The organism is Bacillus sp. NTK071, assembly GCF_017303315.1.
Classification (GTDB): domain Bacteria; phylum Bacillota; class Bacilli; order Bacillales; family Guptibacillaceae; genus Guptibacillus.
Genome location: NZ_JAFKOI010000001.1, coordinates 92,319 through 109,748, shown reverse-complemented (window position 1 = coordinate 109,748; position 17,430 = coordinate 92,319). Strand labels below are relative to the sequence as shown.

General features: G+C 39.2%; 16 protein-coding genes and 1 other annotated feature. Of the genes, 6 read left to right on the top strand and 10 right to left on the bottom strand.

The window, feature by feature from the left end:
• Positions 1-237: 237 nt before the first annotated feature.
• Together JI666_RS00560 and JI666_RS00555 are read left to right on the top strand one after the other, a co-directional pair.
• Positions 238-1,440, top strand: a complete 1,203-nt coding sequence (locus JI666_RS00560) for an efflux RND transporter periplasmic adaptor subunit (RefSeq protein ID WP_206887764.1) — start codon at positions 238-240, stop codon at positions 1,438-1,440.
• A 10-nt stretch (positions 1,441-1,450) separates the two neighbouring features.
• Complete coding sequence (locus JI666_RS00555; protein ID WP_206887761.1) at positions 1,451-4,516, top strand: efflux RND transporter permease subunit; 3,066 nt, start codon at positions 1,451-1,453, stop codon at positions 4,514-4,516.
• 84 nt (positions 4,517-4,600) lie between these two features.
• Here the strand turns inward: JI666_RS00555 and JI666_RS21555 are convergent, their stop codons facing one another.
• The 3 genes from JI666_RS21555 to JI666_RS00545 form a co-directional block, all read right to left on the bottom strand.
• A complete protein-coding gene (locus JI666_RS21555; RefSeq protein WP_286170523.1) occupies positions 4,601-4,729 on the bottom strand; it encodes a hypothetical protein in 129 nt (42 codons plus the stop codon).
• A gap of 33 nt (positions 4,730-4,762) precedes the next feature.
• On the bottom strand, positions 4,763-5,326 hold the full coding sequence (locus tag JI666_RS00550; RefSeq protein ID WP_206887758.1) for a GNAT family N-acetyltransferase: 564 nt from the start codon (positions 5,324-5,326) through the stop codon (positions 4,763-4,765).
• 211 nt (positions 5,327-5,537) lie between these two features.
• A complete protein-coding gene (locus tag JI666_RS00545) occupies positions 5,538-6,749 on the bottom strand; it encodes a putative glycoside hydrolase (RefSeq protein ID WP_349769287.1) in 1,212 nt (403 codons plus the stop codon).
• A 179-nt stretch (positions 6,750-6,928) separates the two neighbouring features.
• Between JI666_RS00545 and JI666_RS00540 the strand changes: the two genes are divergently transcribed.
• Positions 6,929-7,465, top strand: a complete 537-nt coding sequence (locus JI666_RS00540; RefSeq protein ID WP_206887755.1) for an HD domain-containing protein — start codon at positions 6,929-6,931, stop codon at positions 7,463-7,465.
• Between the two features lie 2 nt (positions 7,466-7,467).
• Here JI666_RS00540 and JI666_RS00535 read toward each other — a convergent pair whose 3' ends face one another.
• Positions 7,468-7,857, bottom strand: a complete 390-nt coding sequence (locus tag JI666_RS00535; RefSeq protein WP_206887752.1) for a hypothetical protein — start codon at positions 7,855-7,857, stop codon at positions 7,468-7,470.
• A gap of 40 nt (positions 7,858-7,897) precedes the next feature.
• Here JI666_RS00535 and JI666_RS00530 point away from each other — a divergent pair, with 40 nt between their 5' ends.
• Complete coding sequence (locus tag JI666_RS00530; RefSeq protein WP_206887750.1) at positions 7,898-8,074, top strand: hypothetical protein; 177 nt, start codon at positions 7,898-7,900, stop codon at positions 8,072-8,074.
• Between the two features lie 40 nt (positions 8,075-8,114).
• Here JI666_RS00530 and oppF read toward each other — a convergent pair whose 3' ends face one another.
• The 5 genes from oppF to JI666_RS00505 all read right to left on the bottom strand — a co-directional run bounded on the left by oppF (position 8,115) and on the right by JI666_RS00505 (position 13,950).
• Positions 8,115-9,047: an oligopeptide ABC transporter ATP-binding protein OppF gene (gene oppF / locus JI666_RS00525; protein WP_206887746.1), complete on the bottom strand. Its 933-nt coding sequence runs from the start codon at positions 9,045-9,047 to the stop codon at positions 8,115-8,117.
• Positions 9,040-10,113: an ABC transporter ATP-binding protein gene (locus tag JI666_RS00520; protein ID WP_206887743.1), complete on the bottom strand. Its 1,074-nt coding sequence runs from the start codon at positions 10,111-10,113 to the stop codon at positions 9,040-9,042. The genes oppF and JI666_RS00520 overlap by 8 nt, the downstream gene beginning before the upstream one ends.
• Before the next feature lie 12 nt (positions 10,114-10,125).
• Positions 10,126-11,148 carry an oligopeptide ABC transporter permease gene (opp3C, locus tag JI666_RS00515; RefSeq protein WP_206889231.1) on the bottom strand — a complete coding sequence of 341 codons (1,023 nt, stop codon included), beginning with the start codon at positions 11,146-11,148 and terminating at the stop codon, positions 10,126-10,128.
• A 5-nt stretch (positions 11,149-11,153) separates the two neighbouring features.
• Positions 11,154-12,083: an oligopeptide ABC transporter permease gene (gene opp3b, locus JI666_RS00510; protein ID WP_206887738.1), complete on the bottom strand. Its 930-nt coding sequence runs from the start codon at positions 12,081-12,083 to the stop codon at positions 11,154-11,156.
• A gap of 175 nt (positions 12,084-12,258) precedes the next feature.
• Positions 12,259-13,950 (bottom strand): peptide ABC transporter substrate-binding protein, encoded by a 1,692-nt coding sequence (locus tag JI666_RS00505; protein ID WP_206887735.1) that lies wholly within the window; start codon positions 13,948-13,950, stop codon positions 12,259-12,261.
• A gap of 449 nt (positions 13,951-14,399) precedes the next feature.
• Here JI666_RS00505 and JI666_RS00500 point away from each other — a divergent pair, with 449 nt between their 5' ends.
• A complete protein-coding gene (locus JI666_RS00500; protein ID WP_206887732.1) occupies positions 14,400-14,771 on the top strand; it encodes a DUF3899 domain-containing protein in 372 nt (123 codons plus the stop codon).
• Between the two features lie 53 nt (positions 14,772-14,824).
• Positions 14,825-15,053, top strand: a binding site (T-box leader).
• A gap of 61 nt (positions 15,054-15,114) precedes the next feature.
• A complete protein-coding gene (gene trpS, locus JI666_RS00495) occupies positions 15,115-16,104 on the top strand; it encodes a tryptophan--tRNA ligase (protein ID WP_206887729.1) in 990 nt (329 codons plus the stop codon).
• Between the two features lie 37 nt (positions 16,105-16,141).
• On the opposite strand, the gene JI666_RS00490 is transcribed toward trpS, so the two are convergent.
• Positions 16,142-16,888 carry a YjbA family protein gene (locus JI666_RS00490; protein WP_206887726.1) on the bottom strand — a complete coding sequence of 249 codons (747 nt, stop codon included), beginning with the start codon at positions 16,886-16,888 and terminating at the stop codon, positions 16,142-16,144.
• Between the last annotated feature and the right edge of the window lie 542 nt (positions 16,889-17,430).

The window sequence follows — 17,430 nt, the reverse complement described above, 5'->3', positions numbered from 1 at the left end:
TATCTTTACACAATTTGTATTATACTACAATTCCTATAAAATAAATAGGGGATGACAAAATTTACATAAAAGTTATACAATAGTTATACAAATCTTATTCGTAAGTCTACCTCTTATATACCCCTCGTTTCTCCATCCAAACCTACATTGTTTAAAAATGTTTGATTTTATGTGCTAATTAAGATTGCTTCACATGATACCATTCGTAAGAGATACACTAATTCTGAGGTGAAATAAATGAGAAAAACCATCTTGCTTGCAGGCATGCTTGTCTTTGCAAGCGCTTGTACTACACAAGAAATTACTAATGAAGAAACCGCAAATGAAGCTATACCGGTCGAAACCGCTACGGTTAAACAACTTAATTTAACTGATGAACTCGAATTAACAGGACAAGCTACACCAGGTGTAACGATTCCACTTGCTGCACCTTCTCCACTTGAAGTAAATGAAATCAATGTAAATGTAGGTAGTAAAGTCGAAAAAGGCGATCTGCTTATTGCCCTTGATGATACAACGGCAAGAGAAAATGTAACCCAACTTACAAATGCTGCGAATGAACTTCAAAATGCTGTTAGCCAGGCAAAAGAACTCTCGCAGCAAGCTGAAAAAAGCGCGAAGGAACTGAAAGATCTCCAAACAGATCTTAACGCTTCCCTTGAACGGTCAAAGCAGCTTCTTAACGAACTTGATTCAAAAGAGGTTACCGCTGCAGATGTTCTGAAAGAAAGTCTAGAGGTAACGATTAAGCAGGCGCAACTTTCTCAAGCCGCCGCTCAGGTTCCTTCGATGTCTGCCGGAAACGTAACACAGCTAGAAACACAGCTGTCAGAAACAAAAGCTAGCCTAAATCAAGCTCGAGATGTACTAAATGCTACTACAATTGAATCTCCAATCAGTGGGATTGTTTCACAAATAAATACAGAGGAAAACGCAACTGCTGTTCCAAGTACACCTATTGCCGTTGTCGTTAATCTCACGCCTATTCATGCTGCCTTTCAAGTGAATAGTTTTCAGATCTCACAATTAGAAAAAGATCAAGATGTGAAGGTAATGTTTGATGGTGTTGATGGTTCATTTGAAGGAAAGTTAAATGCTATCCCTCCTACAGCAAACGAACAAACAGGCTCCTTTTTAATTGAGATTCCGATTGAGAACAAGGATGGAAAAATTAAAGGCGGGATGAAAGCTACAGCTACTATAAAGACAAATGAAATAGATGACGCCATTGTCATTCCAAAAGAATCTGTTATCTATGGTGATAAAGAGAACTACGTCTACATTCCTCAGGGTAAAAAAGTAAAGAAAGTGACAGTAGAGCTTGGAGCAGAATCAGAAGATAACATCCAGATTACAAGTGGTCTTTCTAAAGGTGATAAAGTAATCACACAAGGAAAGGATCGCTTAAATGATGCATCAGAAATCCAGGTAAAGAAGTGAGTTGAATTGAATGAATATAGCTAAGCTTTCCGTTTTTCGCCCAATTGCAATGGGGATGGTTATTATCTTCATTCTCATTATCGGAACAGTATCCCTTCGAAATATGCCCGTTGATCTATTCCCTGACCTAACGTTCCCAGTCGCTGCTGTGACCGTTACTTATGAAGGGGCTGGTCCTGAGGAAGTGGAGAACTTGCTCGCCTCTCCGCTTGAGAATGTGATGGGTACACTTCCTAATGTTGAAAGCATTTCTTCTGTTTCTCGAAATGGGGGTGCGCTCATTCTTGTTTCATTTGAATGGGGAACGGACATGGATTTTGCCACCTTAAATATGAGGGAACAAATCGATGCGGTTAGAGATTCTCTACCTTCTGAAGTTCCTATCCCTAAGGTCTTAAGATTTAATCCAAGTGACATCCCTATCATGCAACTTGGTGTAGCAGGCTCTGAAGAAGATCTAACAGAGGTTAAGAAGATTATTGAGGATCAAATAAAGCCCTCCCTTGATTCCGTGCCTGGTGTCGCTGCAGTCACCATTGAAGGACAACTAGAGAAAGAAATTAGACTTACAGCAGACCCAGATAAACTTAGTCAATATGGCGTTACTTTAACGAATTTGCAACAGTTAATAGGATCTGAGAACCTTAATATCCCGAGTGGATCCATTGAAACAGAAAATAAAAACCTACCACTCCGTGTGACAGGAGAATTTGAATCAGTAGAAGATTTAAAAAATCTCTCAGTGCCTACTGAAAACGGCACGATAAAACTCAGTCAACTTGTTGATATAAATGAAACAATGAAACCAGCTATTCAGGAAAGCTATTTGAATGGTGAACCAGCCATCGGATTCTCCATACAAAAACAATCCGGCTCAAATACAGTTAAAGTTGTTAAGGACATTAATGAAAAACTAGAAGAGATACAGCCCTCCCTTCCAAAGGATATGGAAATTAAAACGGTTTTTGATCAAGCGAAATTCATTAACCAATCGATCAATGCTGTTGTTTGGAATATTATCATTGGAAGCATACTTGCTGCTGCTGTTCTTTATCTCTTCTTACGAAACATCCGTAGTACGTTAATTATTGGTTTATCCATTCCAATTTCCATTGTCGGTGCGTTTATATTGATGTATTTCTCAGGACAAACAATTAATCTTCTCACTCTCGGAGGTCTTGCATTAGGTGTTGGAATGATGGTGGATAACTCTATCGTTATTCTTGAGAATATATACAGATTAAGACAAGAAGGAAAGTCACTTAAAGATGCCGCAGTTGAAGGTACGAAAGAAGTCGGAAGTGCCATCATTGCATCCACACTAACAACCGTTGTCGTTTTCTTACCAATCGTATTTGTAACAGGTCTTGCAGCACAGCTGTTTAAACCATTAGCACTAGCTGTTACATATTCATTATTAGCATCGCTTTTTACAGCCTTAATTATCGTTCCACTACTATCATCTCTTCTGATGAATCGGAACGAATCAAAATCGATCTTTCAAGTTCGATTTGATCGAATAAATAACTGGTACAGACGTGTTCTAGATAAAACGCTAAAACATCCTAAGAAGACTGTCGGCTTTACTGTTTTGTTACTCGCCTTGTCAGCAGCTGGGACTCCCTTTATTGGAACAGAGTTTCTTCCTGCTCAGGACCAAAGCTTTGTTAATATTTCAGCAAACCTACCAGCAGGAAGCTCACTTGACGCTACTGAAAATGTAACAGAAGAAATTAACAAAATACTTGATAAGATACCAGAAGTTGAACTTTCTTATCTCACTGCTGGTGGATCGGATAACTTTAGTGTAGGGGCTGGTAGTCAGACAAACCGGGCAACCTATAGTGTCTTGCTCGCTCCAATTGATGAACGAGAAAAATCCGATCTTGAGGTAGCTGAAGCCATTCGAAATCAGGTTAAAAACATTCCTAACGCTGATGTTTCCGTATCTGCAAGCGACTCTGGCTTTAGTGCCGATCCGATTGCAATCAATATTATTGGACCTGACCTTGATGTGTTGAAAGAACTATCGGATGACGTGATGGAGAGCATATCTGAAGTCAAAGGGGTTCGTGAACCAGTTTCTAGTATTGAATCAAATAACCCAGAAGTTCAAATCCTAATTGATCGTGAAAAAGCCTCGAGTTATGGCATTGGAAGTTCACAAATTTCGACCGCTATTTCAAATGCAACGAGAGGTCTTGTTGCTAGTAACCTTGCTCGAGATGGAAATCAGCTTGATATCCGCTTAACGGTTGATGATAAGTACACAGATTCTCTCAATTCCCTTGAAAACCTACTTGTAGAAACACAGACTGGACAAAAAATTCCTCTTTCTGCAGTAGCTGAAATTAAACGGGGATTAGGACCATCTGAAATTACTAGGACAGATCGTTTAAGACAAGTGGAGGTTACAGCAAGCCTTCTAAATCGGGACCTCGGGACTGTGACAGATGAAATTAGAGCAAAACTTGTGAAAGACGTTCCTTTACCTGGTAGTGCATACAAAATTACTTTTGGTGGCCAGGACAAACAGATGAATGATGCATTCTTTAAACTTTCAGGGGCTCTAGCACTTGCGATTGTTCTTGTATACATGGTAATGGCTGGACAATTTGAATCATTTCTCTACCCTTTCATTATTATGTTCTCTGTTCCATTAACGGCTATTGGTATTATATTCGGGTTACTGATCTCCTTCCAACCTCTAGGAGTTGGCTCCTTAATTGGGATGCTAATCTTAACAGGGATTGTTGTAAACAATGCCATCGTTCTCGTTGATTACATTAATAAGCTCCGAGATACAGGAATGGATACTCGTTCAGCCATTTTAGAAGCTGGTCCTGTCAGACTAAGACCGATACTAATGACAGCATTAACGACTATCCTTGGGCTTGTACCACTCTCACTTGGGTTTGGAGAAGGAACAGAAATTCAACAACCAATGGCGATTGTGATTGTATTTGGACTTAGCGTTGCTACATTCATAACGCTGGTGTTTATCCCAGTGGTTTATTATTTAATTGACCTTCGTCGTCAGAAACGACAGGATAAGAAAAAAGAATTACAAGCATAAAAAAAGAAAGCCGTTTGATAGTGCACCCCGGAAGTTAGAGTTAAAAAACTAACTTCCGGGGTGCACTACCTTGGCTTTCTTTTTTTATGCTGATGTTTTCGTATTCGAGGCGGGCTCTTTTGAAGACTGCGGTTTCCAGCTTTTCCATCGTTTCTTAAACAAATCCTTCAACCATTCACGCTTCTTTTTCTTTTTCTTGTCACGGTTTTTCATAAGAAGCTTCCCTCCTGTTAGAAAACAGAAATCTTAATCTTCTACTAATTCGTGAGTTTCATTAAGACTTAGTACTTCTTCAACGGGCTGATATGATTCACCATACAGCTGCTTGTCCTTGTATGCATGAATCTCTTGGTACGTATGCTTCATAGCCTCGTAGATCTCTTTTTCGCCAGCTTCACTAGGTGACCAATAAAGAATTTCCATTTCATTAATTTCATTCGTTGCAAGAGACCGTCTGCGATAACCAATTGACTTCGCATGCTTAAAACCTTCTCTTAAATAAAAGCGCTGTCTTTTTTCAGTATCAGTTTCGTCATAATCAACAGGTTCTACTTCAAGGATGATTGGCTTATTCTTTTCTTTCAACTTCTCAATCAATTTCTTTCCTAGCCCTTGTCCTCTGGCATCACTGGAAACGAAAATATAATCAACGAATATGAAATCAGGCAAATCGGCGTACATCAAAACATGATTGGGACCTTCGTCCTTATTGTAAATATCACCCTTCTCACTCAATAGCAAGTCCATATGCTCTTTAGATTTCATTTCTTGAATGGGGAAATATTGATTCAGCTTCTCATACCAGTTCATTGATCTACTCCTTTTAAATGTATTCATCATTATTATTATAACACATTTATCCAGCAAAAAAGTGCAAAGCGATAGCGTTCTTTGTTAATTTCCCCTCTTTTCCACTAAGTAAACATTCATTAAGTTGTATAAAATACTAATATAGATGTGGAACACTAGCTCAAATAAGACAGAAAAAACCGCCTCATAGTGAGACGGTCTACTCGTACTATTAAGGAGTGTAATCAACGTTCTTCGTGTAACTATTACTTGCATCCCATAGTAGGAATTCCTCAATGCCATTATCGTTCAAAGCTTTAATTTGCGCCTCAACTTCAGCTTTTCCATAGTTCAAATAGTTCCCACTACCAAGGTAACTTGCTGTAAAGTCCTGAATCCAAGGTCTGCTTGTAGGAGCATCTTTAAGGTCACCTAATACTTTATTCTCAACTTTAGCGTATTCGTTCACCAAGTTATAAGGCTCTAAATCCGGCTTCGAAATACCAAAATACGATCCCCAGTGACTCGGGTAGATCATAGATGAGATTACATCGACATTACTCGAGATTTTGGAGAAGTTTTGTCCGATACCTGGTGCTTCAGGAATTGTTGCCGAATATCCAAAAATATCTACAGAAACGTCAACATCATATTGCTCAAGCTTTGAATTTGCGTATGCAACAAAATCTGTAACAGCTTGTACACGTTTTTGTACATTATCCATATCCATATCCTTATACTTGCCCATCGTGTATTCTAATGTGTCTTCTCGTGTTTCGAATCCTTCAGGGAATCGCACATAATCAAATTGAATTTCTTTAAAGCCCATTTTTGCAGCTTCAATTGCGATTTGAACATTATAATCCCAAACTTCTTCTTTGAATGGATTAACGAAAGCTTCTCCACGTCCGTTCTTCCATATTGACCCACCTTCTTTATAAGAAAGCTCTGGTCTCGCCTCTGCAAGAACTGTGTCTTTAAACACTACTACTCTAGCAATTGGGTAAATTTCATGCTTCTCAAGCTCTTCTAAGACCTTACGAGGGTCTTTCATATAGGGTTTGCCAATCTCATATTCTGCTAAAGGGGAATCTTTTTTTGGTTCGTATGTAAGATTACCAAAATCATCTTTAAAATCAATGACCATTGCATTCAGCTCAGTTGAATCAAGGAAGTCTGTAAGCTTGCTAAATCTACTACCACCAGCTGAGTTTCCCGTTACATAAATTCCTCTTACTGCGTCTGGGTATTCAAAATCAAGTCCAGAATCATAAACGAACCTCGGTAGACGGTCAGGAAGTGTTAGTTCTTTATTCGCAGTTTCTACACCCTTAAGATTTGCCGCTGATAATGACTCACTTTCTGCCAGTGCAGGTTGTCCGAACACAGAAAATAGCATTACCGTGGCGATTACACTCTTTAATCCAATATTAAAAATACGCACAGCTTCTCTCTCCTTTATTAGTTTGCCTCCTCTATTATAAGATGAATAGGCAGTCTTTGAAAGAACTTCCAGTAAAATTCAATAAGTCTTTTTCGTGAACTTCTTGAATTGATTAATTTGTGATCTCATGGTATGATTTCTAGAAAAACAATTTTCAGTTAGTAAGGAGGACGTAAACCATGAGACATGTAACATTAACAGATATCTACCAACTACCATTCGCACGTAAATATTTGAAACGGGCTGGACTGGCTCATGCGATTACGGTCGCAAGACATGCTTACTACTATGCCATTGATAACTCAGTAAATCCTGATCTCGCAACAAAGGCAGCATTGCTTCACGATATTGGTCACTACACCTGGTATCGAAATGGCAAGTGGGATTATAACTTATATAAACAAAATGATATCCATGCGATTAAAGGGGCTGAGCGTGCTCACAAAATGCTTATACGACTAGGAGAAGATCCAGTCTCTGCTAAAGAGATTGCCGTTGCCATTCTTTTTCATACGGACTCTTATTTCTTGGGAACAGTTAATCGTAGTGCCCTTCAGGAAGTTGTAGCAATGGCGGATGAAGCTGACGAAGAGCCTGGTGGCAAACATCATTACAAGGTCATATCAGAGCAAGAAGCAGTATCAGAACTATCAGTTTTGGATCAGTTAGTCGAGCGTAGCTTATCTACACAGGAAGAATGGCAGAAGAGTGTATGATACTAGACTCTGTCTTTCAGGAAAGGGATCTCAATAAGTATATCCTTTCCATCCCTTTCCCTTATCTTCCCATCCCATTTCTTCATCACTTGTTCATGCATGTTTATAGGGATCTTCATCAGCAGAAGTGGTTTGGATTGATTCTTTGCAAGCTTCACTATAAAATCATACAGTAACCTTTTTTTATCCTCAGACCCCTTGAATAAGAAATCAATTAACGTAACATACTCCCCTTTTACTTCCATCCACATATAGCCAATCGTTTCCTCTTTTTCTTCAAATAAATAGACAATTGAATCAGCAGAAGGAAAAATAATATCATAGTACTTTTCCAATCGTAAGGATTGAAATACTTCTTTATCAAATTCAGGATTATATACGTAAAAAATCATCGTATTCCCCCTTCTGATCATTCTAATTAAGGAGCAAAAAATGACTAAATTAAAAGTCGGTTTATTCGTAATAACAATAGTCCTCGGCGTACTCGTTTTAATAGACTATTCGCTGCCAGTAGACTTATCCCTTTATGTGAAAGTTATTCTCCTCTTAGCCATCATCCTTTACATACCGTTTTTGTTTATTAAATTTAAAAATAAAGATCAAAAATAAAAAAAGGCCACATTTCAAATGAAATGTGGCTTTTTGCAAATTAAACAGTAACCTTAAACTTATTGTACTCTTCTTCTGTACATGCAATCCAATGACCTTCCGTTACCTCACGAAGAACGCGCTTTTCACCGTTTTCAGCAAGGTGTTTCTCAGGATCATAGATTTTACGTTTTCTAGAACGCTCATATTCAGGATCGGGAAGTGGAATAGCTGAAAGCAATGACTGTGTATATGGATGAAGAGGATTGCGGTACAACTCTTCACTTTCTGCAAGCTCAACAATTTCACCACGATACATAACACCGATTCGGTCACTAATGTATTTAACCATTGATAGATCATGCGCAATAAATAGATAAGTTAATCCCTTTTCACGTTGAAGCTTCTTCATCAGATTAACAACTTGAGCCTGAATCGAAACATCAAGTGCAGAGATTGGCTCATCGGCAATGATGAACTCTGGATCTACTGCAAGAGCACGAGCAATTCCAATACGCTGTCGTTGTCCACCACTGAATTCGTGTGGGTAACGATTCGCATGCTCTTTGTTCAGACCAACCGTTTCAAGAAGCTCGTGAACTTTGTCCATACGTGCTTTCTTAGAGGTAGCAAGACCATGGATATCAATACCTTCAGCGATAATATCAGAAACCGTCATACGAGGATTAAGTGAAGCGTATGGATCTTGGAAGATCATCTGCATTTTACGATTGAATTTCTTCAATTCTTTAGCAGATTTCTTACCATGAACATCTTCCCCGTTAAAAATAACTTCTCCGTCTGTCGCATTGTATAGACGAATAATGGTACGGCCAGTTGTCGATTTCCCACAACCAGACTCTCCAACTAGTCCAAATGTTTCACCTTTATAAATATCAAACGTTAATCCATCAACAGCTTTCACAGTTCCTTTACCAACCTTGAAATGCTGTTTTAGGTTTTTAATTTCAAGAAGTTTTTCTTGATTAGACATGTTTACCACCATCTTTCGCGCCAATAATTGGCTCATCCGGAGCCATTCCTTCTTGCATTCGTTTCTTAATCGCTGCAGGTGGTTCTACCTTAGGCGCTTTCTCATGCAAGAGCCATGTTGCTGCATAATGGGTTTCTGAAACCTTAAATAGCGGAGGTTCCATTTCTGTATCAATCTGCATTGCATATGGATTACGCGGTGCGAACGCATCACCTTTAGGTGGATCAAGTAGATCAGGAGGGGACCCAGGAATAGCAATTAGCTCTTCATCTGTTGAATCAAGGCTTGGCATTGATCCGAGTAGTCCCCATGTGTAAGGATGTTGTGGGTTATAGAAAATTTCATCAACAGTTCCTGTTTCTACGATTTTACCTGCGTACATTACTGCAACTCGATCAGCAATATTTGCTACAACCCCGAGATCGTGTGTAATGAAGATAATCGACGTTCCCATTTTTTCCTGTAGATCATTTAACAGTTCAAGAATTTGAGCTTGGATTGTTACATCAAGTGCTGTTGTTGGTTCATCAGCAATGAGTACACGCGGATTACATGCAAGTGCAATCGCGATAACAACACGCTGTCTCATACCACCTGAGAATTGGTGAGGATACTCACTCACTCTTCCTTCAGCATTCGGGATCCCAACTAATTTTAATAGTTCGATAGCCCGTTCTTTCGCTTCTGACTTATTCATGTTCTGGTGCTTGATTAGACCTTCCATGATTTGCTTCCCAATTGTCATCGTCGGGTTAAGAGATGTCATCGGATCTTGGAAGATCATTGAGATTTCTGAACCACGAATTTTTTGCATTTCCTTTTCAGGCAATTGAGCAAGATCACGATCGCCAAACTTAATTTCACCTTGCTTAATGCGTCCAGGAGGATTTGGAATCAAGCCCATAACGGCTTTAGACGTTACGGATTTACCTGACCCCGACTCTCCTACAATTGCTAATGTTTCACCTTTATTTAAATGGAAGTTTACTCCGCGAACTGCTTTGACTTCTCCAGCAAACGTATCAAAGGAGACGTGCAAATCGTTCACTTCTAGAATCTTTTCCATTACAATTCCCCCCTATTTACGTAGCTTTGGATCAAATGCGTCTCGAAGTCCGTCACCGAGCAGGTTAAATGCAATCATAATAAGTGAAATGATGATTGAAGGCCATAACACTAGATGCGGATAGATTTGTAAGCTTGCAAAGCCATCGTTAATAATCGAACCAAGTGATGCTTCAGGTGGGCGGATACCTAGCCCGATAAAGCTTAGAAATGCTTCAAAGAAGATTGCATTTGGAATAGTAAACATTGTGGTGATAATGATTTGACCAAGTACGTTTGGAATTAAGTGTTTTCCAATAACTCGACCACTAGTAGCACCAAGCGTACGAGATGCTAGTACAAATTCCTGTGTTTTAAGTTTTAATACTTGTCCACGTACTATACGCGACATTCCAACCCAACCTGTAACCGAAAGGGCTAGGATGATCGAGAATATCCCAGGTTCAAAGATTAGAATAAAGAGAATGATGAGGATTAAGTTAGGTATTCCAATTAACACCTCAATAATCCGTTGTAAGATATTATCAACACGTCCGCCATAATAGGCAGAAATTCCGCCATAAGCTACACCGATTACAAAGTCGATGAATGCAGCTGCTGCTGCGATGAAAAGAGAAATACGTGTACCCTGCCACACACGAGTCCATTGGTCTCGGCCGAATCCGTCTGTACCAAACCAGAAATATTCGCCTTCCATACCTTTGGCTTCATATTGATCTGTTCCTCGAATGTCAACACCGTTTACCCCTAGGAAATCAATGTTCTCAAGTACAGGTACCTTAGCAGGTAGCTTTGCCCTTGATAGGTCCTGATCAGAATAAGTATAATCATTCATTCCCGGGCCGATAATTGACATTAAAATGATTATTAGAATAATTACCAAGCCTGTTATTGCACCTGGATTTTTCTTTAATCGTCTCCATGCATCCTTCCAGAATCCGGTACTTTCACCGGCAATCTGTTCATTCTCTAAACCATCGGTATTAGCGGGTTGAAACAGGTGATCTGAAAGTTCATCTAGTTTCTCTTGTTTCATACTCATTACTCACTACCTCCCGCTAAACGAATTCGAGGATCAACAATACCATACATAATATCTACTAAAAGGATTACTAAAATAAACAAAAAACTATAGAAAAGCGTTGTACCCATAATAATTGGGAAATCGTTCGTCATAATTGAACTAACAAATTTCTCACCAAGTCCTGGAATAACGAAAATCTTTTCAATTACAAGAGTACCTGTCATTAGACCTACAACCAGTGGTCCCATAATAGTAATGATAGGTATAGAAGCATTACGGATTGTATGTCTAATAACAACCGCTGTGCTACTTAAGCCTTTCGCTTTCGCTGTTGTAATATAGTCCTGTCCAAGAACTTCTAGCATTTCCGTTCTCATAAAACGAGCAATGGTAGCTACAACAATCGAAGCAATTGCAATGGTCGGCATGATCGTATAAGCGAAACCATCCCAGTATGCAACTGGAAGCAGCTCCCACTTAACACCAAGCCAGTATTGCATTAAGCCAGCGATAACAAAGTTTGGAATTGAAATACCAAGTACGGCGATAACCATTGTACCGTAATCAAGGAATGAATTGTGTCTTAAAGCTGCAATAATTCCAAGGAATAATCCAATAATCGTACCTACGACTAAAGACTGTATACCTAAATATGCTGACGGTCCAATACGTTCACCAATAATCGTTGATACTTCACGACCATCCTGCTGGAAGGATACCCCAAGATCACCAACGAACAAGTTCTTCATATAGTTGAAGTACTGAACAGCAGCTGGATCATTTAAACCATACTTTTCATTTAATTGCACAATTTGTGTATCTGTTAGCTTTTCCTGGTTATTAAATGGAGTACCAGGGAGAAGCTTCATAAGAAAAAATGTTAGCGAAGCAATAATTAGGAAGGTAATAACCATTGATACTACTCTTCCGCCAATATAACGTCCCACTACAACCAACCTCCTCAATAGATACCTGCTTATTCATTATAAGTCGAATTATGAATTATCACTAGAAATTTTTCTGTCTATTTGATGTTCTAGTATTTATTTCGACATATTTCTTATTACAGGTAAAAAAGAGAGTATATGTCAGGATGACATATACTCTCCTGAAAAACTGAAATTATTTACCTTCGATCTTAACCCATTTGTAAGAGTAATCTGCACCAAACGTATGATTATAGAAATTCTTAATATATGGCTTTTGAATGATTGCACGTCCACGCTGATAAGTAGGAACGATGGCAATGTCATCTTCTACTAGTACTTTCTCAGCTTGTTGCATCATTTCCCAACGCTTCTCTAGATCTGTTTCTTTCTTAGCGTCTGAAACGAGCTGGTCATACTTTTCGCTTGAGTAACCCATGCGGTTGTAAGCTCCATCAGTTTCAAACATATAAAGGAATGTCATTGGATCTGGATAGTCAGGTCCCCAACCACCAGTTGAAATATCAAAGTCACCTGAATCTTCAAGATCAAGGAATTGCTTCCAAGGTTGTTTATTGATTGTTAGAGTAAGACCATCAAGTTTAGATTCAAACTGCTCTTTTGCATATTCCGCAATAATGTCAGCAAGTTCAGTATCTGTTGTTAAGAACTCAAGTTCTACAGAGTCTTTTCCAAGAGCTTTGAGTCCAGCTTCCCATGCTGCTTTTGCTTCTTCTTCACCTTGGTCAGCCATGTAACCGTCTGGAGCAACTTCACGGAAGTCATCGCCATTTGGTCCTTTAACGAATTCTTTTGGAACGAAATACTTCGAAGCAATGGATCCGTTGTTAAGAAGAACATCAACAAGTCCTTTACGATCATATGCCAGGAATAAAGCTTTACGAATATCTTTATTAGCAAGTACTTCATTCTTTCCTTGGTTTAGACGAAGGAAGAACATTGTTGGCTCAAGAATTGTAGAATAATCTTCTCCATCCTTAAACTGGTCTACAAAGTCAGCATCAAGTAACGCACGATCGACTTTACCAGTCTCATAAAGGTTTACGCTTGTAGCAGTATCCTTTACAACTTTAACTGAGATATTTTCAAGGTTTACAACTTCAGCATCCCAGTATTCAGGATTCTTTTTGAAGTTCCAGCCTTCACCGTGATTCCATTCTGAGAATACAAATGGTCCGTTGTAAAGCATAGTGTCTGCTTCAAGTGCGAAGTCTTTACCTTTTTCTTCAGCAAATGCTTTTGGTTGTGGATAGAATGTTGCAAAAGTGAGTAGTGACTTAAAGTAAGGAACTTTAGTATCAACAGTGATTTCTAAAGTCTTCTCGTCTACTGCTTTAGCTCCAAGCTCTTCTACTTTACCGTAAAGAGGATCGCCTTCAGTAATGATAGCATTACCGTTCTTGATTCCTGCAGTACCAAACATAGAAGCGTAAGGAGAGATTGTTTCAGGATCTAGTGCTTTATGCCAAGCATAGATGAAATCTTCTGCAGTTACAGCAGAACCGTCAGACCATTTCGCATCGTCGCGAATTGTGAAAGTATAGACAGTTTCACCGTCTTTTTCTTCTTCTTTAGGTTCTTCAGCAGCCATACCTAGTGTTGGCTCGTTGTTTTCGTCAAGGCGATAAAGACCTTCGAAAACCTGGTTCATAGCGTTAAATGATGTAGCATCTGTAGCCTGCGTTGTATCCATTGATGGAATTTCAGCAGTTGCGTATAAATTCATAACTTGTTCAGAAGCAGAGTCTCCGTCGCCTTCTCCGCCACCATTGTTCCCCCCGTTGTTTGAGCCGCCGCCGCAAGCCGACAGGAATACGCTCAATACAAGCACAAGAGATAGGACAAGAGTCCATCTTGATTTCTTCATGCTGTGTGACCTCCCTTAAAATATGTAGCTATAAAAGCTAATGTCTGTGGAACAAAATTCATCAAATTATCTAACAATTCATTTGATTCCTTTGCCACAATTCGTATTATACAAGTTTTCTAACTATTTTGCATATGCTTTTTTAACGAAAATTTACAAAAACCGCGTCAGGATTACGTTTGGATAACAGAAAATAGTTATATAGTCCTAGTATTAATTCTCTGTTTTTTGGGTAATTTTTATTTTTTACAAGGAAATGTATGAAAATCTATCTAGACCCCTTACCTGAAAGTATGTAGTATATTCAATTGTATATCGTATGCATAACCCCGAATTTTCTGAAATAAGCACGAATTGTAAATGCTTTTAAGTATTATTACATAGTTTCTATTGTTCTTGCTCAGTTCTTTTTTTATACTGAATAAGAGAAAGAAAAATTGGGGGCATTTATGAAATCACTCACATTAAAGTCATCACTTCTTATAATACTTACACTTGTTTCATCAATTATTATCTCAATAACGTCTGATGAAGGCCTTGGTTTTCAATCTGTAACTGATCTTCTTTTTATGATAGGGCTTGCTATGCTTCTTATCGGGGCTGCTCTTCACGTTGTTCAAACTGGCTTTTTTGATGGAATTGTCTATTCATTTAAGCGGTACTTTAGAAGTAGCACAAAGCATCAAATGATTGAAGAGGATAAAAGTGAATTGAGCTATCAATTAAATTATGACAATCCCATAACATACCCATTGTTAATTTCAGGTGCATTTTGGACGGTAATTACTATCGTCATTTCAATTATAATTGTAAGTACCTAACTTCTTGCATGCATCCTTTCAAATAAGCTATACTAAGTACGAATATAGAATACAGATCGGCTATGATAAAGAATAGTACAATATGTTGCGGTGTGTAGAGAGCCTGTGGTTGGTGAAAACAGGTATCGCACTTATTGGAATGGACTTTTGAGCCCCTTTGCTGAACAGTCAGTAGGTAAAGGCGTGAGCATTCACGTTATCACTAGCGGTTTTGATAGAAACCATAAGTGATCCAGTCTAACTGGATAAGCAGGGTGGCACCACGGTCCATTCGTCCCTAGCAATAGGGATGAATGGGCCTTTTTGTATTCTATTGCATTGATTTTGAAAGGGGAAAAGAAAAATGAGCGTTATTTTTTCAGGTATACAACCAAGCGGTACGCTTACGATTGGGAACTATCTCGGTGCAATGAAGCATTTCACAAATCTACAGGATGACAATGAGTGCTATTTCTGTGTTGTTAATCAGCACGCCATTACCGTACCTCAAGAGAAGCAGGCGCTAAAACAGAACTCTAAGAGTCTTGCCGCACTTTATCTTGCATCTGGAATCGATCCAGAGAAATCAACTTTGTTCATTCAATCAGAAGTTCCTGCCCATGCTCAGCTTGGATGGATGTTACAATGCGTCTCTTACATTGGTGAGCTTGAACGCATGACCCAATTTAAAGATAAGTCTACTGGCAAAGATGCTGTTAGTGCTGGTCTTCTTACTTATCCTCCTCTAATGGCCGCAGATATCCTTCTCTATGGCACAGAGGTTGTACCCGTTGGAGATGATCAGAAACAACATATTGAACTAACGCGTAATCTTGCAGACCGATTTAACCGTAAGTTCAATGATATTTTCGTCATGCCCGATGCCCGCATCCCTAAAGTAGGAGCTCGCATCATGTCACTACAAGATCCAACAAGAAAGATGAGCAAATCTGATTCCAATCAAAATGCGTTTATTTCGATGCTTGATGATCCAAACACGATTATTAAGAAAGTAAAACGTGCTGTAACTGACTCAGATGGTGTTGTACGGTATGATAAAGAAAATAAGCCAGCAATATCAAACCTCTTAACGATCTACTCTCTATGTTCTGGCAAAAATGTTGAAGAGATTGAAGCGATGTATGAAGGTCGTGGATATGGTGATTTTAAAGCAGAACTTGGAGAAGTAATCGCTGAAACGTTAAGACCGATTCAAGAACGGTACAATGAACTTATTACTTCGTCTGAACTAGATGACATTCTTGATCTTGGCGCAGAAAAAGCAAACCGTAAAGCATCTAAAATGCTTGCAAAAGCAGAGCGTGCAATGGGACTAGAAAGAAAGAGAAGATAAAAAAAGAAGGCTGCCAGTTGGCAGCCTTCTTTACGTTTTAATTGACGTGTGTACCTTTTTCAAGTTCCCATATTTTCTCGAAGTATGGTTGGCCCTTAATAATACGTTCGCATATTTGTTCATGCTTCATAGACCATCCTGCTTTTACTTCTCGGTATAGCCCTTCCCATGCCTCGTCCATTTCCATGCTCTGGATTTGAATGTATTTCTTTGGCTGGCATTCCGTAAACCAGTACCTAATTTCTGCTGAATTCCCGCTAGAATACAGTTGATCAAGTGCCATGAATAATAATTGTTTTAATTGCCTCTCTTTTCTTGTCAAACCCATCATGATATCAGGTCCAGGAGATAGAATATGATGCTCCTTAACGGGATGATTTTCTTCGAAAGGATAGATTGTAGCTTCTACATCAGCAACCATCTCATATACAGCTTTCTCTTGCCTTGGAATCACTCTGCTTTTACGAATAGGAATCTTATAACCAAGTGTATCAATCACGATCACACCCCTGCCATCCGTTGCAAGGAAGCAATACTCTAAAGGTGATCGTTCATTGTTTTTACGAATATAACTCTGTTGAAAAACATCGCTAAGTAAACTCTCTGGAAGCTCAGATAAATCATTCTCAATATAGTGATACAAAAGAGATTCCACCTTAATCACAGGTACCTGATCCAACAGTTCAATAAAATCATCTTTTCTCCATTCATGAAAATCACAAACGTTATATCCGTTTTCCTCACCTTCAAACCAATTCACCCAAACATCCCGCAAATACAACATTTGGCTACCCCTCACTTCGCTACTGTTGTTTGTAAAAACAGTATAGTCAGGACCAAGTCAAAATATTCCATGATAAGCATATTCGTTAGAAAAGATTAATAGAACAAGAAAAGCGGAAGTGGGCGGTTAGGTCCGACAAGCGCTGGAAGGATTTCATTTGAACACGGTCTTTGTGTTCGGATGAAATCCTGAAGCGACTCGAGGACCTGCCCACTGCAGCTAGACACCGAAAAGCGGAAGGGGGCGTTAAGACACGGCAGGCACTGGAGCCTTTCAATATGAGGCTCTTTTCGTAGACTTTGTTGCTATATGAGTGGGTTAATTTCCGCTCCAGGATGCTCGCTTTCCGCGGGGCGGGCGGTGAGCCTCCTCGTCGCATACGCTCCTGCGGGGTCTCACCTGTCCCGCAAGTCCCGCAGGAGTCGAGCATCCTTCCGCTCCAATCACTAAGTGTGATTTTTCAATAATTGTTTCAAAAGCAACAATCTTTTAGAAAAGAGCCTAATATGAACACGGTTTTTGTGTTCGAGTCGCAGCTAGAC

Coding starts and splice junctions, on each gene's coding strand:
- trpS (WP_206887729.1), top strand. CDS start 15,115: ATGAGCGTTATTTTTTCAGGTATACAACCAAGCGGTACGCTTACGATT.
- JI666_RS00520 (WP_206887743.1), bottom strand. CDS start 10,113: ATGGAAAAGATTCTAGAAGTGAACGATTTGCACGTCTCCTTTGATACG.
- JI666_RS21555 (WP_286170523.1), bottom strand. CDS start 4,729: ATGAAAAACCGTGACAAGAAAAAGAAAAAGAAGCGTGAATGGTTGAAG.
- oppF (WP_206887746.1), bottom strand. CDS start 9,047: ATGTCTAATCAAGAAAAACTTCTTGAAATTAAAAACCTAAAACAGCAT.
- JI666_RS00560 (WP_206887764.1), top strand. CDS start 238: ATGAGAAAAACCATCTTGCTTGCAGGCATGCTTGTCTTTGCAAGCGCT.
- JI666_RS00500 (WP_206887732.1), top strand. CDS start 14,400: ATGAAATCACTCACATTAAAGTCATCACTTCTTATAATACTTACACTT.
- JI666_RS00540 (WP_206887755.1), top strand. CDS start 6,929: ATGAGACATGTAACATTAACAGATATCTACCAACTACCATTCGCACGT.
- JI666_RS00535 (WP_206887752.1), bottom strand. CDS start 7,857: ATGATTTTTTACGTATATAATCCTGAATTTGATAAAGAAGTATTTCAA.
- JI666_RS00505 (WP_206887735.1), bottom strand. CDS start 13,950: ATGAAGAAATCAAGATGGACTCTTGTCCTATCTCTTGTGCTTGTATTG.
- JI666_RS00490 (WP_206887726.1), bottom strand. CDS start 16,888: ATGTTGTATTTGCGGGATGTTTGGGTGAATTGGTTTGAAGGTGAGGAA.
- JI666_RS00550 (WP_206887758.1), bottom strand. CDS start 5,326: ATGAACTGGTATGAGAAGCTGAATCAATATTTCCCCATTCAAGAAATG.
- opp3C (WP_206889231.1), bottom strand. CDS start 11,148: ATGAAACAAGAGAAACTAGATGAACTTTCAGATCACCTGTTTCAACCC.
- JI666_RS00555 (WP_206887761.1), top strand. CDS start 1,451: ATGAATATAGCTAAGCTTTCCGTTTTTCGCCCAATTGCAATGGGGATG.
- JI666_RS00530 (WP_206887750.1), top strand. CDS start 7,898: ATGACTAAATTAAAAGTCGGTTTATTCGTAATAACAATAGTCCTCGGC.